Source organism: Modestobacter sp. SYSU DS0904, from assembly GCF_054051115.1.
Map to the genome: position 1 here is coordinate 1 of NZ_JBJHAQ010000027.1, position 22,170 is coordinate 22,170.

Here is a 22,170-nt window from a genome sequence, read left to right on the forward strand (position 1 = left end):
GGGGGGGGGATGCAGGCCGGGGCGGCGGGGGGGGGGGGGGGGGGGCGGGGGGCGCCGCGCCCCCCCCCCGCCCGCCCCCCCCCCCCCCCCCCCCCCCCCGGCGCCGAATGACGCGCGGTGCGCTCCTACCTCGCGCGCGAGGCGCGCACCCGTCGCCGCTGGACGACGACGTCCGGGTCAGCGACCCACCGGTAGGTGACCGGGGTCTCGCGCCGGGGACCGGTGTGCCGGATGCGGCGGACGATCCCCCGGGTCACGACGAAGGTGATGCCCAGGCCGACCACGCTGACGATCGCGACACCGGGCGGGCTGGCCAGGAACTCCTGCACCTTCGCCTTCGCCTGGTCACTCAGGCGCTGGGGGTTGGTGCGAAAGGCCAGTTCGTCCAGGGTCGCGCCCAGCGACTCGCGGGCGGCGTCGATCTCCTGCTGGATCTGCTCGGGGCTGCGCGGCACGCCGACAGCCTGCCAGATGCGCTCGCCGGGGGCCCGGCCAGGCGCTCGTACACTCACCCGCAGGCGGGAGTGCTGCGACGACGGCCCCGCCGGACCCAGGGCCCCAGGGGACGGCGGCGATGCACAGGTGGCGCACATCCTCGGCACAGCGCCGTGCTCGCCGGCCCGTCGACCGTGGCACCGTGCCCGCCCACGCCGTTCCCCACCACACCGCCGCAGTGACGGCCCCCGTCCGACCGAGCCGGGAGGACGCCGACGTGCCCGGCAACCCCCCTCGCGAGTTCCCCGCGCGGGAAGCCAGCCAGCACCACATGCGCGAGTGGCCGCTGACCTGGCAGCGGGAGCGCGATCTCTTCACCCGCAGCTGCCCGCACGGCGTCGCGCACCCCGACCCGGACGACGTCGTCCACCTGCAGGGTCTCGGTGGTGCCTCCGGGGCCCACGAGTGCGACGGCTGCTGCATCGCACCCTGGCGGGACAGCCGGTGATCCCGTCCAGCGTGAGGCGACCGACCAGGCGCTCCTAGACTCGCCCGCACGCGGGAGTGGTGTAACGGCAGCCACGCCAGACTTAGGATCTGGTGCCTTCGGGCGTGGGGGTTCGACTCCCCCCTCCCGCACGGGCAGCGGTCCGCCACACCGGTTCAGTCGTCGTCATCGTCGTCCTCGACCAGCTCGCCCTCCCACGCCTCGCGGCCCTCGTGGACGGCGAAGGCGGCGATGACGAAGCCGGCGACCGGGTCGAGCCACACCCACCCGACGAGTGCGTACAGACCCAGCCCGATCAGGGTGGAGATGCTCAGCAGGACGCAGATCCGGGTCTCGGCCGCGTCCGCGAGGATCAGCCGGTCGCCCCCGAGCTGCTCACCGACCCGGCGCTTCGCGCGGGCCAGCAGCGGCATGACGACGACCGAGGCGGCGAGCAGGACCAGGCCGACGATCGACGTGTCCGGGGCCTGGCCCGCGACGAGGCTGCGCACCCCCTCGACGACGACGTAGGCCGCCAGCACGAAGAAGGTGACGGCGACCGCCTTGAGGGTGCGCCGCTCCTTGACCTCATCCGAGGTCCCGTTGCGCAGCCGGGCAGCCAGCCGGATGCCGACCAGGACGGAGGCGGCCGACTCGATGCCCGAGTCCAGCCCGAAACCGATCATCGACACGAGGCCGGCCAGGACGCCGACCGTGATCGCGATCGCGCCCTCGACGACGTTGTAGCCGACGGTGAACTGCGCCAGCCGCAGGCCCCGCCGGGTCAGCCGCTCGGTCTCCGCCGACGTGCGCGTGGCGCTCACCCCGCCGCTCACGACCCGGCCTCGTCGTCCCGGGCGGGTGCCCCGTAGGTCGGGCACAGTGCCACCGCGTCGCCGGTGGCCGCGAGCAGTCGCTCGGCGGCGGCCAGGAGGCCGACCAGGTCGGCAGCGTGCTGGAGCGACCAGAGGGACGCGCGCCCCTGGGGGCGCGAGGTCACCAGCCCGCAGTCGCGCAGGCAGGCGAGGTGCGCCGAGACGGTCGACTGCGCGAGGCCGAGGTGGGCGGTCAGGTCCACCACCCGGTGCTCCCCCAGCGCCAGGTGCCGCAGGATCGCCAGCCGGGCCGGGTCCCCCAGGCTCCGGAACATGCAGGAGGCGGCCGACAGGGCCGCCGCCTCGTCGACACCGGCATCTCTATCGGTCGCTTTCATCGCCACACAGCGATGCTAGTGCCGGACGGCCGGTGAGGTCGAGCAGGACGTCCGGTGTGCCCGGCGACACCCGGGTACCGGCAGCCCATGACCGGCGACCGCGTGACCGACGAGGACCCGGCCGAGACCGAGGGGCTGGCCAAGCGACTCGACCGGCCCATGGGCGTCCTCGGCCTGGTGTTCGTGCTGATCGTGCTGGGCCAGTCGCTGGCCCGGGAACCGTGGCTGGTGACGACGCTGACCGTCGCGGGCTGGGTGTGCTGGGCGGTGTTCGTCAGCGAGTTCGCCTTCCGCGCGTTCCGGGCGGAGAGCCAGCGGCGGTTCTGGCTGCGCAACTGGTGGCAGCTGCTCTTCCTCGCCCTCCCGTTCCTGCGCTTCGCCCGGGCCCTCACCCTGCTGCGGACCGCCCGGGTCGGCGGGGTGCTGTCCGCGGCCGTCCGCGGCTCCCGTTCGGCCGGCCGGCTGCTCACCGGCCGGATCGGCTGGCTCACCGCCATCACCGGCGTCGTCGTGCTGGCCAGCAGCCAGCTGCTGTACGTGCTGGGCGCCTACGACACGTACGGGCCTGCGCTGCACGACGCCGCGCTGGCCACCGTCACCGGCCAGGTGCTGGACACCGAGCACGGCTTCGCCCGCTTCCTCGAGGTGGCGCTGGCGGTGTACTCCGTCGCCGTGTTCGCCACCCTCGCCGGCGCGCTGGGCGCCTACTTCCTGCAGCAGCGCCACCCCGGCGACGACCAGCCGGCCGGCTGACCGGGACCGACCGCCCCGTGCCCCGCCGGACATACCTCTTCCGCAGGGAGAAAACGATGTGCCCGCAGCCGGGCCGGATCTCGACGCTGTGCGCTGCGCAGTGATCTGCATCACGGCGCGTGGTGACCGTTCTCCGCGGCACCACTCACCGCCCACGTGGTCAGCGACGACCACACAGACGGGAGCACCCCATGAGACGACGGATGACGACGGCCCCGACGCTGGCCATGGCGCTGGCGACGGCGCTGGCCCTCTCAGGTTGCGGGGGTGGGAGCTCCGCGTCCGGCGACCCCAGCGACCCCGGTGAGTCGGCTGCCGGCGAGCCGCAGAGCGGCGGGGAGCTGACCGTGCTGCAGGACGCGGGCTTCGCCGGCTCGTGGCCCACCGGCCTCGACCCGGCCAGCAACCTGACCGGTGGCGCGAACCTGGACATGAACCAGGCCATCTTCGGTGGGCTGTTCCTGCTGGAGGCGGACGACGACGGCTCGAACGCGCGGATCGAGCCCAACCAGGCCGAGAGCCTCGAGCTCTCCGACGACGGCATGACCATGACCGTCAAGCTGCGGGAGGGCATCGAGTTCAGCGACGGCACCCCGCTGGACGCCGAGGCCGTGGTGTGGAACTGGCAGCGCGACCTGCAGTCCACCTGCGCCTGCAAGCCGCGCTGGCCGCTGGCCGGCAACCCCGACGACATCACCGCCACCGATCCGCTCACCGTCGTCGTCCAGTTCAACGAGCCGTTCGGCGCGGTGGAGGCCAACTTCCCGGTCAGCAACGTCAACTGGATCGCCTCCCCCACCGCGGTGCAGGCCCAGGGCGAGGAGGACTTCGCGATCAACCCGGTCGGCGCCGGCCCGTTCACCGTCGTCTCCAACCAGCTCAACTCCACCCTGGAGCTGACGAAGAACCCGAACTACTTCAAGGAGGGCCTGCCCTACCTGGACGCGCTCACCTTCCAGACCGTCGGCGGTGACCAGCCGGCCTACCAGGCCCTGCTGGCCGGCCAGGCCCAGGCCTACAACGGCCTGAGCACGACCCCGCTGCTGGACCAGGCCCAGCAGAACGACCAACTGCAGGTGACCGTCCAGCCGGCCACCTCGCCCTACGTCATCCAGCTGAACACCCGGACCGCCCCGTTCGACGACGAGCGGGCCCGGCAGGCCATCTACGCCGCCACCGACTGGGACGCCATCGCCACCGGGCTGTTCCAGGGCAAGTACGAGGTCAGCCAGTCCTTCACCGCGCCGGGCGGCAAGTTCCACGAGCCGGAGGTCGACGGCTACCAGGGCTACGACCCGGAGCTGGCCGAGCAGCTGGTGCAGGAGCTGGGCGGCATCGACATCACCCTGGGCACCACCGGCGTCTACGTGGCCGAGCAGGTCATGACCGCGCTGCAGACCCAGTGGCAGGAGGTCGGCATCACGGTGAACACCGAGAGCCTGCCGCTGTCCGGCGTGATCGACCGGTTCACCTCCGGCAACTGGACCGCGATGCTGCAGACGGCCGGGGCCTGGGACCCGGCGGCCGGCGTGGGCGTCAGCCTCCGCTTCGACTCCGAGTCGCCGTTCAGCGGCGTCACGGACCCGCAGCTGGACGAGCTGCTGGCCGAGGCGGCCAGCGCGACCGACGCCGACCAGCGGGGTGACCTGTACCAGCAGGCGGCCGAGCTGCTCGCGGCCAACCACTACGCGCCCTTCGGGCTGGCGTTCGCGCCGGCGAACGTCGCCCTGGAGGACGTCCACGGGCCCGGGCTGACGACCTCGATCCCCGCGCTCGCCGTCAACACCAACCCCCTCTGGGACCGGGTCTGGACGACGCGGGACTGACGTCCGCCCACCCCGGCCCGACCCGGTACGCCGGGTCGGGCCGGGGTGGCGTTCAGTCCAGCTGCACGCGCAGCGTCAGCAGCAGCGAGGGCACCGTGGGGTCGTCGACGTCCACCACGCCCAGCAGGTCCACCACCCCGTCGGTCACGCCGCGCACCGCCAGCCCCTCCACCTTGACCACCCCGCCGCCGACCTCGGGCACCGCCGCGACGTCCTGCACCGTGTGGTCCGCGACGAGCGCGAGCGCGGCCCCCACGACCGGGCCGTCGTCGACGGCGTTCGGGGTGTCCTCCGCCGCGGCGCTGAGCAGCAGCCGGCCGTCGGGCAGCGTGACCGCATCGGTGACGGCCAGGCCGACCCCCTGGACCTGGCCGAGGTCGTAGGACCGGGGGTGCTCGACCGGGACCGTCGCCGCGGCGGCCCGGCCGAGGACGGCGTCGACCAGCGCGGCCAGCGGCACGTCGACGCTGCCGGGGAACACCCCGGCGACCAGGTTGCCCCGGTTGAACCAGCGGACGGTGTCGCCGTGCCGGCTCCCGCCCTCCATGTTCAGCTGCCCGTCGGGGAGCTCCAGCCGCTCGGCGACCCGCGCGTAGAGCCCGGCCAGCTCGCCGGCCGCCACGACCGGCCGCCCGTCCACCAGGCGCACCAGCACGCCGCGCATCCGGCGGGGGGTCGAGCCGGACCCGAGCAGCAGCACGGCCGGCTCACCGTCGACCTCCGCCGGGCAGGCGACCTCGACGTCGGGCTTGAGGTGCTTGGTCCCCGCTGCCTCGGTGAAGTGGTCCAGCCCCTCGACCGGCGGCAGCAGCCGCACCGGCGAGACCCGCTGCGCGACGACCCAGGCGGCGACCGTCGCGTCGTCCGGGGCGACGAGCCAGCCCTCGCCCAGCGGGGCGATCGCCGACGCCGCGGTCACCGGCGCCCCGTCGTCGAAGTGCAGTTCCCGGACGTCGTCCACCGTGATCCGCATCCGACCAGGGTGCCCGCCGACCGCGTCGGGCAATCCACCGAGCCGCGCCGAGAGTACTGGGCGAGACCTGATAGCTGAGCTACCTTGTCTCACATGGCACCGGACCCCGATCGCCGCACCCAGTTGCTGCGTGGTGCGCTGGACACCTGCCTGCTGGCCCTGCTCGCCCGCCGGCCCACCCACGCCTACGACCTGGTCGTCCAGCTCGAACAGCACGGGTTGCCGGGCGTCGGCTACGGCACCGTCTACCCCCTGATGGGCCGGCTGCGCCGGCAGGGCCTGGTCACCGAGCGCACCGAACCGAGCCCCAGCGGGCCGCCTCGCAAGGTCTTCGAGGTCTCCCCCGCGGGGCGGGCCGCACTCACCGCGTGGACCCGGCAGTGGGTCGACACGACGTCCGCAGTCACCGGGCTCCTCACCACCACCGGAGCCCTCGACCCCTCCGAGGAGACCCCCCGTGTCCCAACCTGACCCCGCGACCCGGATCCCGGCCGCGCTCGCCGCGCTGGAGGCGAGCCTCCGACGGCTGCGCGTCACCGGGCGGGACCGCCGCGTGATCCTGACCGACGTCCGCGGCGACCTGGAGACCGCGGCAGCCGACGGCGTCGACCCCGGGCGCTCATCGGCCCGGATGTCGACGCGTTCGCCCGGGAGACGGTCGACACCGGCGGGTACCGGCCCCGCGCCACGTCGTACGCGCGCGTCGTGGGCGGCGGCGGACTGGCCGCGGTCCTGGGCGTGGTCGTCGCCTACGTCCTCGTCGTCGTGCTGGCCACCCCGGTGATGGCGGCCGTGTTCACCCTCGAGGGCAGCTTCCCGACCGCCGGACCGGTCGTGGCCCTCACCGCCGTTGCGGTGCTGGCCGTGCTCGCGGCGCTGGCCGCGCTGCGATGGCTGATGGCCGGCCGGCCGGCCGGTCCGGCCACCGTGCGCCGGGCCGCCCTGCTGGTCCCGGCGGCGGCGGCCATCGGCATCGCGGCTGCCCTGCTCGTCGCGCAGCGACCCGACTCCACGGCCGGTCCGGCCACCGTGGTGGTCCAGGCCCTGGTCGTGGCCGTCTCGGTCCTGGCGGCCCTCGCGGCGTCCCGGTGGTGGGCGCTGCGCTCGGCGGCGGAGGACGCCGAGACCGAGGACGTCCGGGGCTGATCCCGGGACCGGCCGGAGCCCGTCGACTGCCCGGTCGGGTCAGGGGCCGGGCGGGCGGGCGGGCGGCGGGGGTCAGCGGGCGGCGCCGGCGCGCTGGGTGGCGGTGAAGGTGAGCGCCAGCTCGCTGGTCTGCCCCTTGAAGGCGTCGCCGGCCGACGCCGGCAGCGCGAGGGTGACGGCCAGGTGGTCGGTGCTGCCGACGGCCAGGCTGGCCGGGTCTGCCAGGTCAGCGGTCCGGACGACGGGACCGGCGGCCAGCAGCGTGCGCACGGTGCCGTCGCAGGTGAGGTCGGCGGCCCAGGCCACCGAGCAGGAGCGCACGGACATCTGCAGGCCGTTCGTGGTGTCGCTGTCCAGCAGGCTGGAACCGGTGGCGACGGTCGCCAGCTCCACCGAGGCGAGCGCCGAGTCCCCGTCGTTGACCAGGTTCACCGGGCGGGTGACCGATGCCCCGGGCGCCATGCCGTCGAAGCTGAACGGCACGGTGGCCGAGCCGTCGCCGGCGGTCAGGTCGATCGAGACGACGCCGGACTCGACGGCGACCTCGGCGGGGTCGGTGCTGTCGGTGAAGGCGCCGAAGGTGCCCATGCCGGCGACGACAGCGGCCGCGCCGATGACCCCGACGGACCCCAGGACCTTGGCGGCGGTCGCCCGGCGGGCGTTGCTGGCGGTGGTGCGGCTGGCGTTCACCGTGCTCCTCGGGTCGGTGCGCGTCGGGGGCTCTCCCGCCGACAGCGCCGACTCTGGACGGCCAACCGCACGCCCGGCCGCAGGCAACCGCAAGGACTCCGCAAGACCGCCTCCCGCCCGCGACGTCGCCCGAACGGGTGAGGGCCCGCCCGCACGACGACAGTCCGGGCCGTCGGTCGCCGACGTCCTCCAGGTGACAGTCTCCGCACCGGGCGATGCCGTGCCCGCGCCCCGGCGCGGCCGTGGCCGGCACGCCGCACCCGAACGGCTGGGCGACGTCCTGCTGGAGCAGGGCGCGCTGACCGAGGAGCAGCTGGCCGAGGCCCTCGAGCACCAGCACCGCGTCGGCGCCCCGCTGGGCGCGATCGTGCTGGCCCGCGGCTGGGTCACCCGCCGCCAGCTGTACGTGGCGCTGGCCGAGGTGTGGGACGCCGACCTCGCGTTCGTCGACCCCGTCGACGTCGACGAGGAGCTGGCCCGGCTGTTCCCCGCGGCGATGCTGGCCCGCGAGATGTGGCTGCCGCTCCGCGTCGAGCAGGACGACGAGGGTGAGCTGCAGGTGGTCGTGGCCACCGCGGGTCGCCCGTCGGCGCACGTCGCCGACGAGGTGGTGCAGCGCACCGGCATCCACCGGGTGCGCCAGGTGGTCACGACCGACTGGGACGTGCAGCGCGCCCTGCGCACGGTCTGGCGCGACGAGCTGGTGCACGACGCGGTCACCTCGCTGGCCGAGCGGCGGCCCGACGAGTCGGCGTCCACCGTGTTCGTGCGCAAGCAGGTCGTCGGCGCCGTCCTGGTGGTCGCCGCCCTGGTCGCCGGCGCCGTCCTGGACCTGCCCGCCACCCTGGTCGCGCTGGTCGCGACGGTGAACGTCGCCGTGGCGCTCGCCGTCGGGGCCAAGGCGGTGATCAGCACCGTGGGCACCGCCTGGGAGACCGTCGAGCAGGTCAGCGACGAGGAGGTCGCCGCGCTGGACGACCACGACCTGCCCATCTACACGATCCTGGTGCCGGTCTACAAGGAAGCCGGGATCGTCGGCCTGCTGATGCGCAACCTCGCCGACCTGGACTACCCGCGGGAGAAGCTGGAGATCCTGCTCCTGCTGGAGGAGGACGACCCGGAGACCCTGACGGCCGCGCTCGCCGCCGCCCCGCCGGACATCGTCCGGATCGTCGTCGTGCCGCACTCGCTGCCCAAGACCAAGCCCCGCGCGTGCAACGTCGGGCTGGCCTTCGCCCGGGGCGAGTACGTGGTGATCTACGACGCCGAGGACCGCCCCGACCCCGACCAGCTGAAGAAGTCGATCGTCGCCTTCCACAAGGGCGGGGACGACCTGGTCTGCGTGCAGGCGGCGCTGAACTACTTCAACGCCCGGGAGAACCTGCTCACCCGGATGTTCACCCTGGAGTACTCCTCCTGGTTCGACTACACGCTGGCCGGCCTGGACAAGCTGCGGCTGCCGATCCCGCTGGGCGGCACGAGCAACCACTTCCGCACCGACATGCTGCGCGACCTCGGCGGCTGGGACCCCTACAACGTCACCGAGGACGCCGACCTCGGCATCCGCGCCTCCGCCCGCGGCCACCGCGTCGCCGTCGTCAACTCGACGACGTACGAGGAGGCCAACATGGCCGTCGGCAACTGGATCCGGCAGCGCAGCCGCTGGATCAAGGGGTACATGCAGACCGTGCTGGTGCACACCCGGCACCCGTGGCGGCTGCTGCGCAGCGTCGGCCCCCGCCAGACGGCCGGGTTCGCGCTGCTCATCGGCGGCACCCCGCTGATGTTCCTGGCCACGCCGTGGCTCTACGCGCTGATGATCGTGGAGCTGGTCCGGCCCGGCGTCCTGGTGCCCACCCTGCCCGACTGGCTGGTCCAGGTCAGCTTCGCGAACCTGCTGCTGGGCAACGGCGTGATCATCTACCTGTCGCTGCTGGCCGGGTTCAAGCGGCGCACCTACGGCCTGGTGCCGTTCGCGCTGTTCTCCCCGGTCTACTGGCTGCTGCACTCGATCGCCTCGTACAAGGCGCTGTGGCAGCTGCTGGTCAACCCGTTCTACTGGGAGAAGACCAACCACGGGCTGTCCAGCCACGTGCAGGCCGACGAGGCACCGGCGGTGCTCGACGGCCCCCGACCGGAGATCCGCGCATGACCGCCGTCCACCCGCCGGCCGCGACCCGGGCCGACGCCTCCCCCGCCGAGGCGGCGAGCTTCGCCGAGGCACGCGCCCGGCTGGCCACGACCGCGGAGCTCCCCCGCCTGCGGATGGGCCGGGTGATGGCCACCTGCGCCGCCGTGCTCGCCGTGCAGACGACGGCGCTGCTGGTCACCGACCGCAGCTGGGACGAGGTCCTGCTGCCCGGCTACGTGATCCTGATGGCCACCTTCGGCCTGGTGTTCGTGCTGGCCGCGGTGACCGTGGCCGGTTTCGCCGCCGGGGCGGCCGCCGCCGGCCTGGTGGTGCTGGACCAGGCCACCCTCCTGCCGCTGCTCGCCGGTGCCGCGGCGCTGGCGCTGGCCTGCGGCTTCGCGCCGGGCTGGGCCCGGGTGGAGGCCTGGCAGGCGACCCGCTCGCGGTCGCTGACCGCCGAGGAGGAGGCGGCCCTGGCCCAGCGCGCGCTGTCCGGAGACCGCAGCCGGCTGTGGACCCGTGGGGTCCGGCTGCGCACCTACTGGCGGACCGACCGGGTGTTCGCGGCCTTCCTGGTGCTGGCCTTCCACCCGTCGCTGGCGGCCTTCTCGCTGTGGTTCATGGGCTGGAGCAGCGGCCGCTGACCCGCGGTCAGCGACCGCCGAGCACCTCGGCGAGCACCGGCACCAGGGCGGCGAACGCCTGCCCGCGGTGGCTGCGGGCGTCCTTCTCCGCCGGCGAGAGCTCCGCCGACGTGACCTCCAGCCCGTCGGGCACGAAGACCGGGTCGTAGCCGAACCCGTTCGTGCCCCGCTTCTCGCCGATCACCGCGCCCCGCCACTCGGCGCGCAGCACGTGCTCCGCGCCGTCGGGGGTGACCAGCGCGGCGGCGCAGACGAACGCCGCACCCCGCCGCTCGTCGGGGACGTCGGCGAGCTGGCCGAGCAGCAGGGCGGTGTTGGCGTCGTCGTCCCCGTGCCGGCCCGACCAGCGGGCGGACAGGATCCCCGGCATCCCGTTGAGCGCGTCGACGGTCAGGCCCGAGTCGTCGGCCACCGCGGGCAGGCCGGTGTACCGGACCGCCTCGCGGGCCTTGAGCAGGGCGTTCTCCTCGAAGGTGGCCCCGGTCTCGGGCGCCTCGGGGTACTCGGCGACGTCGCGCAGGCCGATGACCTCGACGCCGGGGACGGCGGTGGCCAGCAGCCGCTGCAGCTCGGCGAGCTTGCCGGCGTTGCGGGTGGCGAGCAGCAGCTGGGTCATGCCGACAACGCCACCTGCTGGGCCAGGGTCAGCTCGGCGCAGCCGGCCACGGCGAGGTCGAGCAGGGCGTCGAGGGTGGGCCGGTCGAAGACGGCGCCCTCCGCGGTGCCCTGCACCTCGACGAAGCCGCCGTCGCCGGTGCAGACCACGTTCATGTCGGTGCCGGCGCGCACGTCCTCCTCGTAGGCGAGGTCCAGGCGGGGCTCGCCGTCGATGACGCCGACGCTGACCGCGGCCACCGAGTTCGGCAGCGGGGTGCTGCTGGCCAGCTTGCCCCGCTCGCCCAGCCAGCTCACCGCGTCGGCGAGGGCCACGTAGGCGCCGGTGATGGCGGCGGTGCGGGTGCCGCCGTCGGCCTGCAGGACGTCGCAGTCCAGGGCGATGCTGTTCTCCCCGAGCGCCGCCAGGTCGATGCTGGCGCGCAGCGAGCGGCCGATGAGCCGGCTGATCTCGTGCGTGCGGCCACCGATCCGGCCCTTGACCGACTCGCGGTCGCTGCGGGTGTGGGTGGCCCGCGGCAGCATCGAGTACTCGGCGGTCACCCAGCCCAGGCCCGAGCCGCGGCGCCAGCGCGGCACCCCCTCGGTGACGCTGGCGGCGCACAGCACGCGGGTGCGGCCGAACTCGACCAGCACCGAGCCCTCGGCGTGGTCGAGCCAGTTGCGGGTGATGGTCACCGGGCGGAGCTGGTCGGCGCTGCGGCCGTCGGGGCGGGTCACGTGGAGGAAGGGTAGTGCGCAGGCACCGCCCGCTCTGCCGGGTGCTGCTGTCATCGTGGACCCATGCGATCCGAGCTGCGAGCCGTCCGGACCGGGGGCGTCCCCTCCGTCGTCGACCTGACCGACGAGTGCGCGGAGTTCGTCCGCGCCGAGGGCGACGGGCTGCTGCAGGTGTTCGTGCCGCATGCCACCGCGGGCATCGCGATCATCGAGACCGGCGCGGGCAGCGACGACGACCTGCTGGCCCAGCTGGACGAGCTGCTCCCCCGCGACGACCGCTGGCGGCACCGGCACGGGGCCGCCGGGCACGGCCGCGACCACGTGCTGCCCGCCTTCGTGCCGCCGCATGCCACGGTGCCGGTGCTCGAGGGGCGGCTGGCGCTGGGCACCTGGCAGCGGATCTGCTTCGTCGACACCAACGTCGACAACCCGTCGCGGCACGTGCGGTTCAGCTTCCTGGCCGGCTGAGGTCACCTCCGGCGGGATCCGGCTCCCGCCCGGCGGTGGCCATCGTTGGGAAACGTCGTCCCGGTGCGGCACGATGCGCAGCATGACCGAGACCGACGTCGCACCCGTCCGCCTCGCCCCCGGTGACCCGGCGCCGGAGTTCACCCTCCCCGACGCCGACGGCACCCCGGTGTCGCTGGCGTCCTACCGCGGCCGGCGGGTCATCGTCTACTGCTACCCGGCGGCGCTGACCCCGGGCTGCACCACCCAGGCGGTCGACTTCACCGCCGCCGCCGGCGACCTGGCCGAGGCCGGGCTGGAGATCATCGGCATCTCCCCCGACACCCCGGAGAAGCTCCACCGGTTCCGCGAGCAGGAGTCGCTGTCGATCACCCTGCTGTCGGACCCGGAGAAGCAGGTCCTCGCCGCCTACGGCGCGTACGGCCCGAAGAAGCTGTACGGCAAGGAGGTCGTCGGGGTGATCCGCTCGACCTTCGTCGTCGACGCCGAGGGCCGGATCGAGCAGGCCGCCTACAACGTGAAGGCGACCGGGCACGTGGCCAAGCTCCGCCGCGACCTCGGCCTGGGGTGACCTCCCCACCGGCCGGGCGCGGCAGGACGTCACAGGCCCGGCATGGTGAGCACCCGGACCAGGTCACCGGGGCGGCGCAGCCGCACCAGCGCCTCCGGGGTGTCCGCGAGAGCGACCCGCTCGCTGATCAGGTCGGTCACGGGCAGCTGCCGGCCGACGACGGCGGCCACCGCCGCGTCGAACTCCGGGTGGTCGAAGGCGCAGCTGCCGACCAGGCGGAGCCCGCCACCGACGAGCGGCAGCAGCGGCACCGGCGGCGACTCCTCCGACAGCGCCACCTCCACGCAGGTGCCGCCCGGGGCCAGCACCTCCATCGACTCGACGATGGCTCCGGCAGCGGCGGAGCACTCCAGCACGGCGTCGAACCGCCGCCCGGTGGCGGCCACGTGGTCGCGGACCGAGGACTCGCGGGTGTCCAGGACGACGTCGGCACCGGCGCGGACCGCCGCCGCCCGCCGACCCGGTGAGCGGCCGGCGCCCACCACCAGGTCCACGCCGGCGGCCTTGAGCGCCATGATCGCGTTCAGCCCGATCGTCCCCACGCCGTACACCAGGACGGCGTCACCGGGGCCGACCCCGGCCATCGCCACGGCGTGCACCGCGACCGCCAGTGGCTCGGCGTGCGCCCCCCACTCCACCGGCACGTCGTCCGGCAGCGGGACCAGCTGGGTGGCCGGGACGGCGACGAACTCCGCGTAGCCCCCCGGGGCGGTCACCCCGAGGTTGGGCACCACGGCGCAGCGGAAGGGGAGGCCGCGTCGGCAGTCGCGGCACGTGCCGCACGAGCCCAGCGGGTTGACCGCGACCGGCTGGCCGATCCGCACGCCGGTCACCCCGCGGCCGAGCGCGATCACCCGGCCGCCGATCTCGTGGCCGAGGACCTGGCCCTCGGCGGACTGACCACGCTCGATGGCATGCACGTCGGAGCCGCACAGGCCGCACGCCGTCACCTCCACGACCACCCCGCCCGGCGCCGGGGCCGGGTCGGCGAGCTCGGCGACCTCCGTGCCGCCGGGGACGCAGACGACGGCCCTCATCGGGCGGGCACGGCTCGGCGGCGCTGACCGGCCGGCTCCGCTCCGGAGCTCGGGGCGTCGGCGTGTGCACCGGACGGCGGCGCCGACCCGGAGGACGTCGAGGGTGCGGTGTCGACCCGCATGGAGTCTCCTTCGCTGATGGCGTGCTGACGGGTGTGCTGACCGGGCGCATCGGGAGGCGCCGCCCGTGTCCGCGGAGGGCGCCGGAGTGTGACGCTAGCGACACCCGCGGATCCTCGGCGGCCCGCCCCGGCCGATCGCCCAGGTCCGCCCGCACGCCCCCTCGTGCATGACCGGCACCCGATCGACCGGGCCCGTCCAGGGACCGTCAGGGCCTGGCCGCGACCGGTCCGATGCGGCAGGGTTCCGCGCATGAGTGATCAGATCGGCGTCACCGGGCTGGCTGTCATGGGCGCGAACCTGGCCCGCAACCTGGCCCGGCACGGCCACCAGGTGGTGCTGCACAACCGCAGCAGGGGGCGCACCGACGCCCTCGTCGAGCAGTACGGCAGCGAGGGCGACTTCGTGCCCACCGGCACGCTGGCCGAGTTCGTCGGTGCCCTCCGCCGCCCCCGCAAGATCATCGTCATGGTGCAGGCCGGTGGGCCCACCGACGCCGTGATCGACGAGATCGCCCCGCTGCTGGAGGAGGGCGACGTGCTGATGGACGGCGGCAACGCCCAGTTCACCGACACCATCCGCCGCACCGAGGCGTTCGCCGGGCAGGGCGTGCACTTCGTGGGCACCGGGATCAGCGGCGGCGAGGAGGGTGCGCTCAACGGGCCGAGCATCATGCCCGGCGGCTCGGCGGAGGCCTACCAGCTGGTCGGCCCGCTGCTGGAGTCGATCGCCGCCGTCGTCGACGGGCAGCCGTGCTGCACCCACGTCGGCGCGAGCGGGGCCGGGCACTTCGTGAAGATGGTGCACAACGGCATCGAGTACGCCGACATGCAGCTGATCGCCGAGGCCTACGACCTGCTGCGCCAGGGGCTCGAGCTCTCGCCGGCGGAGATCGGTGACGTCTTCGCCTCGTGGAACGAGGGCGACCTGGAGAGCTACCTGATCGAGATCACCGCCGAGGTGCTGCGGCACACCGATGCCCGGACGGGGAAGCCGTTCGTCGACGTCGTGGTGGACGAGGCCGAGCAGAAGGGCACCGGGCGCTGGACGGTGCAGTCCGCGCTCGACCTGGGGGTGCCGGTGAGCGGCATCGCCGAGGCGGTCTTCGCCCGGGCGCTGTCCGGCCACCGCGAGCAGCGGCAGGCCGCCCAGCGCGTGCTCCCCGGTCCGGACCGGGAGTGGGACGAGCAGGTCGCCGACCGGGCTGCGTTCATCGAGTCGGTGCGGCAGGCGCTCTACGCCTCCAAGGTGGTCGCCTACGCGCAGGGGTTCGACCAGATCACCGCCGGCGCCGACCAGCACGGCTGGGACATCGACCGCGCCGCGCTGGCCCGGATCTGGCGGGGCGGCTGCATCATCCGGGCGAAGTTCCTCGACCGGATCGCGCAGGTGTACACCGACGAGCCCGACGTCACGACCCTGCTGACCAACGACTACTTCCGCGGCGCGGTGAGCGAGGGGCAGGAGGCGTGGCGGCAGATCGTCGCCGGCGCCGCCCGGCACGGGGTGCCGGTGCCCGGGTTCGCCAGCGCGCTGGCCTACTACGACGGGCTGCGCGCCGAGCGGCTCCCGGCGGCGCTCATCCAGGGCCTGCGGGACCTGTTCGGCGCGCACACCTACCGCCGGGTGGACGCCGAGGGCTCGTTCCACACGATGTGGGGCGAGGACGGTCGCGAGGTGCAGACCACCTGAGTGCGCAGTCGTCGGGGTGTCCCGCGGGCCGGATGCCCCGACGACCGCGCGGTGCCGGCGTCAGCCGGGCTGCTCCTGGGCGCGGGCGCGGGCCCGGCGCTTCCCCTCGTGCATCGCGGCCACCCGGGCGACCGGGATGGTGTGCCCCTCGGCCACCAGATCGGCGGGAAGCCGCTGGGGCTCCGGCAGCGCGGCCGCCCACGGGTCGGCGTCGCCGATCCGCTGCCGGGCCGTGCGCACGGTGACGTCGCCGGGCCGCACGCCGTCGAGGTCGTCCCAGGCGACCGGCGTCGACACCGGCAGCCCGGGCCGCGCCCGGGGGCTGTAGGCGGCGGCGATCGTCCCCCGCCCCGACCGCGTCGAGTCGACGAACACCCGGCCACCGCGCTCGGCGACGACGTAGGCGGTGGTCGCCACCGCCGGGTCCAGCCGCTCGGTGCGCGCCGCCAGTGCCCGGGTCGCCGCGGCGACGTCCTCCGGGGATGCCCCGCGCACCGGGACGACGACGTGCAGCCCGGTGGAGCCGCTGGTCTTCACCGCACCGGCGAGCCCGGCGTCGGCGAGCGCCTGCCGGGCCAGCCGCGCGACGGTGACCACGACCGTGAAGTCGGCGCCGTCCGGCGGGTCGAGGTCGAGCACCAGCCCGGTGGGCTCCTCCTCGCCCACCCGGCCGAAGGGCACGTGCAGCTCCACCGCCCGCTGGTTGGCGAGCCACAGCAGCGTCCGGCGGTCCTCGCACAGCACCTGGTGCACCTCGCGGTGCGCGCGGTCGGACCAGGTCGGCACGGTGCGCACCCAGTCCGGGGCGCCCTTCGGGACGTCGCGCTGGATGAACGGCGCCGCGCCGGGACGGACCCGCTTGATCGTCAGCGGCCGTCCGGTGAGCAGCGGGACGAGCCGGTCGGCGAAGGCGTCGTAGTGGTCGACCAGGTCTCGCTTGGTCACCTCGAGCCCGTCGCCCAGCGGTGAGTCCAGGCTGCTCAGCCGGACGCCGTCCCGCTCCTCCTCGGCCACCCCGTCACCGTGCCCGCACCCGCGTCGGCCGGCAACCCATCCGGCCCCCTCCAGGGGCCCGCCCTGAGCCTGCGAAGGGCGGGGAGGAGGGGGTCCTTCCGCTAGATGTCGTGGACGGCGGCGTGCCGGGCGAGGTCGCTGTTCGGGAACACCGCGCGGGCGGCGGCCAGCTGCGCCTCGGCGTCGACCCAGGCGGGCACGTGCGTGACCAGCAGCCGCCCCACCCCGGCCGCGGCCGCGTGCTCACCGGCCTGCCGGCCGGTCAGGTGCAGGCCGGGGGGCAGGTCGGGGCCCTCGGCGTAGGCGGCCTCGGCGAGCAGCACGTCGGCGCCGCGGGCCAGCTCCACGATCGCCTCGGACGGGCCGGTGTCGCCGGTGTAGACCAGCGACCGGCCGCCCGCGGTCAGTCGCACCGCGTAGCACTCCACCGGGTGGGCGGTGCGCGCCGTCGTCACCTCGAACGGGCCGATCGTCCAGCTGCCGGGCCCGACCGGCGTCACGTCGAAGACGTCGTCGATCGGGCCGCCGTCGGCGTCGTAGGCCGCGGCCAGCCGCCGGTCGGCGCCGACCGGCGCGTACAGCGGCATCGCCCGGCCGTCGGACTGCCCGGAGTAGCGGTGCCAGACGATGAACGGCGCAGCGTCCAGGCAGTGGTCGGCGTGCAGGTGCGACAGGTAGACCGCGTCGACCTCCGCGGGGTCGCGCAGCGCCAGCAGCGAGCCGAACGAGCCGTTGCCCAGGTCGAGCAGCAGCACGAACTCGTCGTGCTCGACGAGGTAGCAGGAGGCCGGCGAGGCGGGGCCGGGCGCGCTCCCGGCGCAGCCGACGACGGTGAGCCTCATGCGGCCTCCCCGGCGCGGAGCACGCTCTCCACCTCGGGGCCGAGGAAGCGCCGGCCGAGCCGGGCGAAGGGCTCCGGGTCGCCGGTGGCCAGGAACCGGTGCTCCGGCGGCGGCCCGTGGGGGTCGCGCAGCAGGTCGGTGCGGGTGAGCACCCGGTACACGTCCTTGGCCGTCTCCTCGGCACTGGACACCAACGTGACCTCCTCGCCGAGCACCAGCGACAGCACGCCGGTCAGCAGCGGGTAGTGGGTGCAGCCGAGCACCACGGTGTCGACACCGGCGGCCAGCAACGGGTCGAGGTAGGCCTGCGCGAGGCCGACCAGCTGGCGGCCGCTGGTGACACCGCGCTCGACGAAGTCGACGAAGCTGGGGCAGGCGGCGCTGGTGACGGTCAGCTGCGGGGCGGCGGCGAACGCGTCCTCGTAGGCACCGCTGGTGATGGTGGCCTGGGTGCCGATCACGCCGATCCGGCCGTTGCGGGTGGCCGCGGTGGCGCGGCGCACCGCCGGCAGCACGACCTCCACGACCGGGACGTCGTAGCGCTCCCGCGCGTCGCGCAGGCAGGCGGCGCTGGCGGAGTTGCAGGCGACGACGAGCATCTTCACGCCGGCCTCGACCAGGTCGTCCATCACCGCGAGGGAGTGGCGGCGCACCTCGGCGATCGGCAGCGGGCCGTAGGGCCCGTGCGCGGTGTCGCCGACGTAGCGGATCGACTCCTGCGGCAGCTGGTCGAGCACCGCCCGCGCGACGGTGAGGCCACCCACCCCGGAGTCGAAGATGCCGATCGGGGCGTCGGCGGAGGAAGCGGTGCTCATGACGCAGCCAGGCTAGCGGCCGGTGCCGACGGTCGGGTCAGGGGCGGCGGAGCAGCGCCGCGGCCGGCAGGTGGAGCCCGGCTCCGGTCCAGCGGGCGCCGGTCAGGTCCCGGACGACGGCGGTCGCCTCGGTCTGCAGCGCCGGCGCGCCGATGCCGAGGACGGTGCACCCGGCGGCCAGACCGGCGGCCACCCCGCTGGGGCTGTCCTCGAGCACGATCAGCTCGGCGGGGTCGATGCCCAGCCGCGCCGCCCCGGCCAGGTAGGGCTCGGGGTCGGGCTTGCCCGCGGCGACGTCCTCCGCGGTGACCAGGACGTCGGGCAGGTCGATGCCGGCGCCGCGCAGGCGGGCGGTGGCCAGCTCGCGGACGCCGGAGGTGACGACCGCCCACGGGACGCCGGCCAGCTGCGGCACCAGGTCCAGCACCCCGGGCACCGCCACGGTGGACTCGGCACCCTCCAGCTCCAGCCGGGTGACGGTCGCGACCGACGCGGCGACCCGGTCGGCGGGGACGAAGAGGGCCACGGTGTCCGCGGCGCGGCGGCCGGGGACGGCGGCCATGACCGCGTCGGGGTCCAGGTCGAGCTCCTTCGCCCAGCGGCGCCACGAGGTGACGACGCTGACCTCCGAGTCGACGAGCACGCCGTCGTTGTCGAACAGCAGCCCCCGCGCGGGCAGGGTGACGTCGCTGGAACGGCCCTGCTGCAGGGGCCCACCGCGAGCTTGCGAGTGGTGGGGGGCAGCGGGGTCCTTCATCACGCCCAGAGCTGCCCCTCGAGCGCCGCGGTGGCCTCCTCGAGGGTGCCGGCGTAGGCGCCGGTGGAGAGGTACTTCCAGCCGCCGTCGCAGACGATGAAGACGATGTCGGCCTTGCGGCCGGCCGCGACCTCCTTGTCGGCGACACCGAGGGCGGCGTGCAGGATCGCGCCGGTGGAGATCCCGGCGAAGATCCCCTCCTTCTCCACCAGCTGACGGGTGCGGTGCACCGCGTCGTCCGGGCCGACGGAGAACCGGCCGTCGAGCAGGTCGGCGTCGTAGAGCTCGGGGATGAACCCCTCGTCGATGTTGCGCAGCCCGTAGACGAGCTCGCCGTAGCGCGGCTCGGCGGCGATCACCTGGACACCGGGCTTGTGCTCCCGCAGGAAGCGGGAGACGCCCATCAGCGTGCCGGTGGTGCCCAGGCCCGCGACGAAGTGCGTGATCGAGGGGAGGTCGGCGAGGATCTCCGGGCCGGTGCCGGTGTAGTGCGCCTCGGCGTTGGCCGGGTTGCCGTACTGGTACAGCATCACCCAGTCCTCGTGCTCCGCGGCGAGGCCCTTGGCGACGGCGACGGCCTGGTTGCTCCCACCGGCCGCCGGGGAGCTGATGATCTGCGCGCCGTACATCTCCAGCAGCTGACGCCGCTCGATCGAGGTGTTCTCCGGCATCACGCAGATCAGCTTGTAGCCGCGCTGCCGGGCCACCATCGCCAGGGAGATCCCGGTGTTGCCGCTGGTCGGCTCCAGGATGGTCGCCCCGGGCCGGAGCCGCCCCTCCTTCTCCGCCGCCTCGATCATCGAGATGGCGGCCCGGTCCTTGATGGACCCGGTCGGGTTGTGGTCCTCGAGCTTGGCCCACAGCCGGACGTCCGGGGTGGGTGACAGCCGCGGCAGCCCGACCAGCGGGGTGTTGCCGAGGCTCTCGACGAGGGAGGAGAAGCGGGCCATGGGAGCTCTTCCGGGAGACGGGGTGGGGGGTGCTGGGCTCAGCTCAGGTGCGCAGCGCGCACGGTGGGCCGCTCAGCAGCCGCCGGCGACCGCCGGGAGGATCGTCACCGAGTCGCCGTCCTTGACGGAGGTGTCCAGCGCACCGGTGAAGCGCACGTCCTCGTCGTTGACGTACACGTTGACGAAGCGGTGCAGCTTGCCCTCCTCGGTCACCAGCCGGCCCTTGAGGCCCGGGTGCTGCGAGTCGAGGTCGTCGACGAGCGCGCCGAGGGTGTCACCGGACCCCTCGACGGTCTTGTTGCCGCCGGTGTGGGTGCGCAGGATGGTGGGGATCCGGACCTCGATGGCCATTGCTCTCAGAACTCCTCGTGGGTGGGGTGCTCGTGCGGTGGGGTGCTCGGACGTGGGTGCAGCGACGCCGTCGCCGGCGCCGGGTGCGGCTGCTCGGGGCAACGACGCACTGCGGCCGGGGATTCCGGCCGCGGTCCCCCGGACGGGGGTGAGCTGGGGCTCAGTCGTAGACGACGGTGGTCGGCGAGTGGCCGAACAGGCAGGACTGGACCATCAGGACCCGACCACCTCGACGTCCTCCTCGGTGACCTGGCCGTCGACGATCCGGAAGCTGCGGAACTCGACGTCGTCACCGGCCAGCCCGGTCTGCGCGCCGTGCTCGCGGGTGGAGACCAGCACGTAGTGCGCCTCGGGCTCGGAGGCGTAGCTGATGTCGGTGCGCGAGGGGTGGGCCTCGGTGGCGGTGTGCGAGTGGTAGATGACGACGGGGACCTCGTCGCGGTCGTCCATCTCCCGGTACAGCTTCAGCAGGTCGCCGCTGTCGAACTCGTAGAACGTCGGTGAGCGCGCCGCGTTGAGCATCGGGATGTGCCGCTCGGGGCGGTCGGAGCCCTCGGGCCCGGCCACGACACCACAGGCCTCGTCCGGGTGGTCTGCCCGGGCGTGGGCCACGATGGCGTCGTAGGTCGCGCGGTCGATGCGCAGCACGCCGGTCAGTCTAGGCCGACGGCCCGGGCCGGCCTCCCGGCCCCCGCTCGGGGTGACCGCCGGGGGAACGGACTGTGCCGTGCGGGTGGCTGACCGCTAACGTCCACGTCCGTGGTGATCGAGGTGCTGATGGCGATCGGCGTGGTGCTCGTGCCCCTGCCGGCGCTGGTCATCGGCAGCATGCGGCTGCTGCACCGCAGTGGACGGGCGACCGACGAGCGCAGCGACCGGATCGAGCTGGTGCTGCTGGTCACCGGCCGGCTGATCGGCCTGCTCCTGCTGGCCGCGCTCTCCGCGGTCACCCTGGTGGCCTGCATCGGGGCGATCGTGCGCGACGTGCAGGTGCACAGCCTGGTCTACGTCTTCTTCATCGCCGACCTGCTGGTGGCCCTCCTGGTGCTGCTCACCGTCGGCCGCCTGACCCGGCCGCCAACGCGTCGACGAGGGACCCCTGCACGGCGGTGAGCCAGTAGTAGACGGCCAACTGCTGCTCCTCGTCGCCGCCGGCGTCCTCCGGTGGCTCGGTGTCGGCGGTGACCCCCAGCCGGGTGCCCAGCGCCAGGCGCAGGTCGTTGGTGGTGCGCAGCCACGCGCGGGCCTGGTCGGCGTCCAGCCGGACCTCCCCGCCCCCGGTCGGCAGGGTGGCGCGGACGGTGGCCAGGTCGTCGGCCTTGCCGGCGCGCAGCGACGTCTCGGTGAGGTCCCGGTAGTCCGCGGCGATCTCCGGGTCGTCGACGTTGCCCGGCGGCAGCAGCCGCTCGACCACCGGGTCACCGCCGGTGTCGGCGCGGTCGGCCGACAGCAGCTGCTCCAGCTGGTCCAGCAGCAACGAGACGATGCCGGCCTCGGCGTCGACCAGCCGGGCCACCACCTCGTCACCCTTGCGACGGAACGGCCTCATGCGTCGCGCTGGTACGTGGCCCACAGCCCGTAGGCGTGCAGCCGGTTGGTGTCGTGCTCCATCCGCTCCCGCGGGCCGGAGCTGACGATCGCCTTGCCCTCGTGGTGCACCTGCAGCATCAGCTCCGTCGCCGTCGCCTCGTCGAAGCCGAACAGCTCCTGGAGGACGAACGTCACGTAGGTCATCAGGTTCACCGGGTCGTCCCAGACGATCGTCACCCAGGGGCGGTCGACCTCGAACTCGGTGTCCGTCGTCGTGTCGGGGACCCGTTCGGGAGCGAGCGGTCCGGCCACGACCTCACTCTAGGACGACCGCGCCCGGGGACGACGCCCGGGAGCGGTGCCGACGGTCGCCACCTATCGTCCCTGTCC

General features: G+C 74.3%; 28 protein-coding genes and 1 tRNA gene. 12 read left to right on the forward strand and 17 right to left on the reverse strand.

Translation table 11 applies throughout. The annotated features are described in order from the left end of the window. Positions 1-125: 125 nt before the first annotated feature. On the reverse strand, positions 126-455 hold the full coding sequence (locus ACI79U_RS15785) for a DUF3618 domain-containing protein (protein ID WP_457068349.1): 330 nt from the start codon (positions 453-455) through the stop codon (positions 126-128). A gap of 257 nt (positions 456-712) precedes the next feature. Here ACI79U_RS15785 and ACI79U_RS15790 point away from each other — a divergent pair, with 257 nt between their 5' ends. Both ACI79U_RS15790 and ACI79U_RS15795 read left to right on the forward strand, forming a co-directional pair. Next, on the forward strand, positions 713-943 hold the full coding sequence (locus ACI79U_RS15790; RefSeq protein ID WP_457068351.1) for a hypothetical protein: 231 nt from the start codon (positions 713-715) through the stop codon (positions 941-943). Between the two features lie 50 nt (positions 944-993). Beyond that, a tRNA-Leu gene (locus ACI79U_RS15795) sits at positions 994-1,074 on the forward strand. Between the two features lie 24 nt (positions 1,075-1,098). Here the strand turns inward: ACI79U_RS15795 and ACI79U_RS15800 are convergent. Together ACI79U_RS15800 and ACI79U_RS15805 are read right to left on the reverse strand one after the other, a co-directional pair. Next, positions 1,099-1,746, reverse strand: coding sequence for a cation diffusion facilitator family transporter (locus ACI79U_RS15800; RefSeq protein ID WP_457068353.1), 648 nt, complete (start codon positions 1,744-1,746; stop codon positions 1,099-1,101). 8 nt (positions 1,747-1,754) lie between these two features. After that, a complete protein-coding gene (locus ACI79U_RS15805; protein WP_457068466.1) occupies positions 1,755-2,135 on the reverse strand; it encodes an ArsR/SmtB family transcription factor in 381 nt (126 codons plus the stop codon). An 87-nt stretch (positions 2,136-2,222) separates the two neighbouring features. Between ACI79U_RS15805 and ACI79U_RS15810 the strand changes: the two genes are divergently transcribed. Further along, complete coding sequence (locus ACI79U_RS15810) at positions 2,223-2,888, forward strand: hypothetical protein (RefSeq protein ID WP_457068355.1); 666 nt, start codon at positions 2,223-2,225, stop codon at positions 2,886-2,888. 203 nt (positions 2,889-3,091) lie between these two features. Then, positions 3,092-4,714, forward strand: a complete 1,623-nt coding sequence (locus ACI79U_RS15815) for an ABC transporter substrate-binding protein (protein WP_457068357.1) — start codon at positions 3,092-3,094, stop codon at positions 4,712-4,714. A gap of 52 nt (positions 4,715-4,766) precedes the next feature. On the opposite strand, the gene ACI79U_RS15820 is transcribed toward ACI79U_RS15815, so the two are convergent. Continuing rightward, positions 4,767-5,687 (reverse strand): DUF6910 family protein, encoded by a 921-nt coding sequence (locus tag ACI79U_RS15820; protein ID WP_457068360.1) that lies wholly within the window; start codon positions 5,685-5,687, stop codon positions 4,767-4,769. Positions 5,688-5,780: 93 nt separating this feature from the next. Between ACI79U_RS15820 and ACI79U_RS15825 the strand changes: the two genes are divergently transcribed. Together ACI79U_RS15825 and ACI79U_RS15830 are read left to right on the forward strand one after the other, a co-directional pair. Then, a complete protein-coding gene (locus ACI79U_RS15825; protein ID WP_457068362.1) occupies positions 5,781-6,158 on the forward strand; it encodes a PadR family transcriptional regulator in 378 nt (125 codons plus the stop codon). Positions 6,159-6,392: 234 nt separating this feature from the next. Next, positions 6,393-6,833, forward strand: a complete 441-nt coding sequence (locus ACI79U_RS15830) for a hypothetical protein (protein WP_457068364.1) — start codon at positions 6,393-6,395, stop codon at positions 6,831-6,833. A 72-nt stretch (positions 6,834-6,905) separates the two neighbouring features. On the opposite strand, the gene ACI79U_RS15835 is transcribed toward ACI79U_RS15830, so the two are convergent. Then, complete coding sequence (locus ACI79U_RS15835) at positions 6,906-7,523, reverse strand: TasA family protein (RefSeq protein WP_457068366.1); 618 nt, start codon at positions 7,521-7,523, stop codon at positions 6,906-6,908. A 193-nt stretch (positions 7,524-7,716) separates the two neighbouring features. Between ACI79U_RS15835 and ACI79U_RS15840 the strand changes: the two genes are divergently transcribed. Both ACI79U_RS15840 and ACI79U_RS15845 read left to right on the forward strand, forming a co-directional pair. After that, complete coding sequence (locus ACI79U_RS15840) at positions 7,717-9,675, forward strand: glycosyltransferase (protein ID WP_457068368.1); 1,959 nt, start codon at positions 7,717-7,719, stop codon at positions 9,673-9,675. After that, positions 9,672-10,298, forward strand: a complete 627-nt coding sequence (locus ACI79U_RS15845) for a hypothetical protein (RefSeq protein WP_457068370.1) — start codon at positions 9,672-9,674, stop codon at positions 10,296-10,298. Before ACI79U_RS15840 ends, ACI79U_RS15845 begins: the two co-directional genes overlap by 4 nt. Positions 10,299-10,305: 7 nt before the next feature. Here ACI79U_RS15845 and rdgB read toward each other — a convergent pair whose 3' ends face one another. Both rdgB and rph read right to left on the reverse strand, forming a co-directional pair. Further along, positions 10,306-10,914, reverse strand: coding sequence for an RdgB/HAM1 family non-canonical purine NTP pyrophosphatase (rdgB, locus tag ACI79U_RS15850; RefSeq protein WP_457068372.1), 609 nt, complete (start codon positions 10,912-10,914; stop codon positions 10,306-10,308). Further along, positions 10,911-11,633, reverse strand: a complete 723-nt coding sequence (rph, locus tag ACI79U_RS15855) for a ribonuclease PH (protein WP_457068374.1) — start codon at positions 11,631-11,633, stop codon at positions 10,911-10,913. Before rph ends, rdgB begins: the two co-directional genes overlap by 4 nt. 63 nt (positions 11,634-11,696) lie before the next feature. On the opposite strand from rph, the gene ACI79U_RS15860 reads away from it, so the two are divergent. Then, complete coding sequence (locus ACI79U_RS15860) at positions 11,697-12,101, forward strand: YjbQ family protein (protein WP_457068376.1); 405 nt, start codon at positions 11,697-11,699, stop codon at positions 12,099-12,101. Positions 12,102-12,183: 82 nt separating this feature from the next. Then, positions 12,184-12,672: a thioredoxin-dependent thiol peroxidase gene (bcp, locus tag ACI79U_RS15865; protein ID WP_457068378.1), complete on the forward strand. Its 489-nt coding sequence runs from the start codon at positions 12,184-12,186 to the stop codon at positions 12,670-12,672. Between the two features lie 29 nt (positions 12,673-12,701). Here the strand turns inward: bcp and ACI79U_RS15870 are convergent, their stop codons facing one another. After that, a complete protein-coding gene (locus ACI79U_RS15870; protein ID WP_457068380.1) occupies positions 12,702-13,709 on the reverse strand; it encodes a zinc-dependent alcohol dehydrogenase in 1,008 nt (335 codons plus the stop codon). A gap of 372 nt (positions 13,710-14,081) precedes the next feature. On the opposite strand from ACI79U_RS15870, the gene gndA reads away from it, so the two are divergent. Beyond that, positions 14,082-15,521: an NADP-dependent phosphogluconate dehydrogenase gene (gndA, locus tag ACI79U_RS15875; protein WP_457068382.1), complete on the forward strand. Its 1,440-nt coding sequence runs from the start codon at positions 14,082-14,084 to the stop codon at positions 15,519-15,521. 60 nt (positions 15,522-15,581) lie between these two features. On the opposite strand, the gene ACI79U_RS15880 is transcribed toward gndA, so the two are convergent. The 7 genes from ACI79U_RS15880 to ACI79U_RS15910 all read right to left on the reverse strand — a co-directional run bounded on the left by ACI79U_RS15880 (position 15,582) and on the right by ACI79U_RS15910 (position 20,898). Beyond that, positions 15,582-16,535, reverse strand: coding sequence for a DNA polymerase domain-containing protein (locus ACI79U_RS15880; RefSeq protein WP_457068384.1), 954 nt, complete (start codon positions 16,533-16,535; stop codon positions 15,582-15,584). Between the two features lie 101 nt (positions 16,536-16,636). Continuing rightward, positions 16,637-17,377 (reverse strand): MBL fold metallo-hydrolase, encoded by a 741-nt coding sequence (locus tag ACI79U_RS15885; RefSeq protein ID WP_457068386.1) that lies wholly within the window; start codon positions 17,375-17,377, stop codon positions 16,637-16,639. Further along, entirely contained in the window at positions 17,374-18,192 is an 819-nt protein-coding gene (murI, locus tag ACI79U_RS15890; protein ID WP_457068388.1) for a glutamate racemase, read from the reverse strand. The genes ACI79U_RS15885 and murI overlap by 4 nt, the downstream gene beginning before the upstream one ends. Positions 18,193-18,229: 37 nt before the next feature. Beyond that, positions 18,230-18,949 carry an HAD-IA family hydrolase gene (locus ACI79U_RS15895; RefSeq protein WP_457068390.1) on the reverse strand — a complete coding sequence of 240 codons (720 nt, stop codon included), beginning with the start codon at positions 18,947-18,949 and terminating at the stop codon, positions 18,230-18,232. Then, positions 18,949-19,899: a PLP-dependent cysteine synthase family protein gene (locus ACI79U_RS15900; protein ID WP_457068392.1), complete on the reverse strand. Its 951-nt coding sequence runs from the start codon at positions 19,897-19,899 to the stop codon at positions 18,949-18,951. Before ACI79U_RS15900 ends, ACI79U_RS15895 begins: the two co-directional genes overlap by 1 nt. Positions 19,900-19,971: 72 nt before the next feature. Beyond that, the gene (locus ACI79U_RS15905; RefSeq protein WP_457068394.1) at positions 19,972-20,250 is read right to left on the reverse strand and encodes a MoaD/ThiS family protein; all 279 of its coding nucleotides are present in this window, start codon (positions 20,248-20,250) and stop codon (positions 19,972-19,974) included. 213 nt (positions 20,251-20,463) lie between these two features. Further along, positions 20,464-20,898 (reverse strand): Mov34/MPN/PAD-1 family protein, encoded by a 435-nt coding sequence (locus ACI79U_RS15910; RefSeq protein ID WP_457068396.1) that lies wholly within the window; start codon positions 20,896-20,898, stop codon positions 20,464-20,466. Positions 20,899-21,009: 111 nt separating this feature from the next. On the opposite strand from ACI79U_RS15910, the gene ACI79U_RS15915 reads away from it, so the two are divergent. Beyond that, the gene (locus ACI79U_RS15915; RefSeq protein WP_457068398.1) at positions 21,010-21,363 is read left to right on the forward strand and encodes a hypothetical protein; all 354 of its coding nucleotides are present in this window, start codon (positions 21,010-21,012) and stop codon (positions 21,361-21,363) included. Here the strand turns inward: ACI79U_RS15915 and ACI79U_RS15920 are convergent. Both ACI79U_RS15920 and clpS read right to left on the reverse strand, forming a co-directional pair. Next, the gene (locus ACI79U_RS15920) at positions 21,302-21,799 is read right to left on the reverse strand and encodes a DUF2017 family protein (RefSeq protein ID WP_457068400.1); all 498 of its coding nucleotides are present in this window, start codon (positions 21,797-21,799) and stop codon (positions 21,302-21,304) included. The genes ACI79U_RS15915 and ACI79U_RS15920 overlap by 62 nt on opposite strands. After that, positions 21,796-22,092 carry an ATP-dependent Clp protease adapter ClpS gene (gene clpS, locus ACI79U_RS15925; RefSeq protein WP_457068402.1) on the reverse strand — a complete coding sequence of 99 codons (297 nt, stop codon included), beginning with the start codon at positions 22,090-22,092 and terminating at the stop codon, positions 21,796-21,798. Before clpS ends, ACI79U_RS15920 begins: the two co-directional genes overlap by 4 nt. Positions 22,093-22,170: the final 78 nt, after the last annotated feature.

Excerpts from the sequence above, each read along its gene's own strand:
- ACI79U_RS15815 (WP_457068357.1), top strand. The coding sequence starts at position 3,092 with ATGACGACGGCCCCGACGCTGGCCATGGCGCTGGCGACGGCGCTGGCC.
- gndA (WP_457068382.1), top strand. The coding sequence starts at position 14,082 with ATGAGTGATCAGATCGGCGTCACCGGGCTGGCTGTCATGGGCGCGAAC.
- ACI79U_RS15845 (WP_457068370.1), top strand. The coding sequence starts at position 9,672 with ATGACCGCCGTCCACCCGCCGGCCGCGACCCGGGCCGACGCCTCCCCC.
- murI (WP_457068388.1), bottom strand. The coding sequence starts at position 18,192 with ATGAGCACCGCTTCCTCCGCCGACGCCCCGATCGGCATCTTCGACTCC.
- ACI79U_RS15870 (WP_457068380.1), bottom strand. The coding sequence starts at position 13,709 with ATGAGGGCCGTCGTCTGCGTCCCCGGCGGCACGGAGGTCGCCGAGCTC.
- ACI79U_RS15860 (WP_457068376.1), top strand. The coding sequence starts at position 11,697 with ATGCGATCCGAGCTGCGAGCCGTCCGGACCGGGGGCGTCCCCTCCGTC.
- ACI79U_RS15825 (WP_457068362.1), top strand. The coding sequence starts at position 5,781 with ATGGCACCGGACCCCGATCGCCGCACCCAGTTGCTGCGTGGTGCGCTG.
- ACI79U_RS15920 (WP_457068400.1), bottom strand. The coding sequence starts at position 21,799 with ATGAGGCCGTTCCGTCGCAAGGGTGACGAGGTGGTGGCCCGGCTGGTC.
- ACI79U_RS15805 (WP_457068466.1), bottom strand. The coding sequence starts at position 2,135 with ATGAAAGCGACCGATAGAGATGCCGGTGTCGACGAGGCGGCGGCCCTG.
- rdgB (WP_457068372.1), bottom strand. The coding sequence starts at position 10,914 with ATGACCCAGCTGCTGCTCGCCACCCGCAACGCCGGCAAGCTCGCCGAG.
- ACI79U_RS15900 (WP_457068392.1), bottom strand. The coding sequence starts at position 19,899 with ATGGCCCGCTTCTCCTCCCTCGTCGAGAGCCTCGGCAACACCCCGCTG.
- bcp (WP_457068378.1), top strand. The coding sequence starts at position 12,184 with ATGACCGAGACCGACGTCGCACCCGTCCGCCTCGCCCCCGGTGACCCG.
- ACI79U_RS15905 (WP_457068394.1), bottom strand. The coding sequence starts at position 20,250 with ATGGCCATCGAGGTCCGGATCCCCACCATCCTGCGCACCCACACCGGC.
- ACI79U_RS15885 (WP_457068386.1), bottom strand. The coding sequence starts at position 17,377 with ATGAGGCTCACCGTCGTCGGCTGCGCCGGGAGCGCGCCCGGCCCCGCC.
- ACI79U_RS15820 (WP_457068360.1), bottom strand. The coding sequence starts at position 5,687 with ATGCGGATCACGGTGGACGACGTCCGGGAACTGCACTTCGACGACGGG.
- ACI79U_RS15895 (WP_457068390.1), bottom strand. The coding sequence starts at position 18,949 with ATGAAGGACCCCGCTGCCCCCCACCACTCGCAAGCTCGCGGTGGGCCC.
- ACI79U_RS15810 (WP_457068355.1), top strand. The coding sequence starts at position 2,223 with ATGACCGGCGACCGCGTGACCGACGAGGACCCGGCCGAGACCGAGGGG.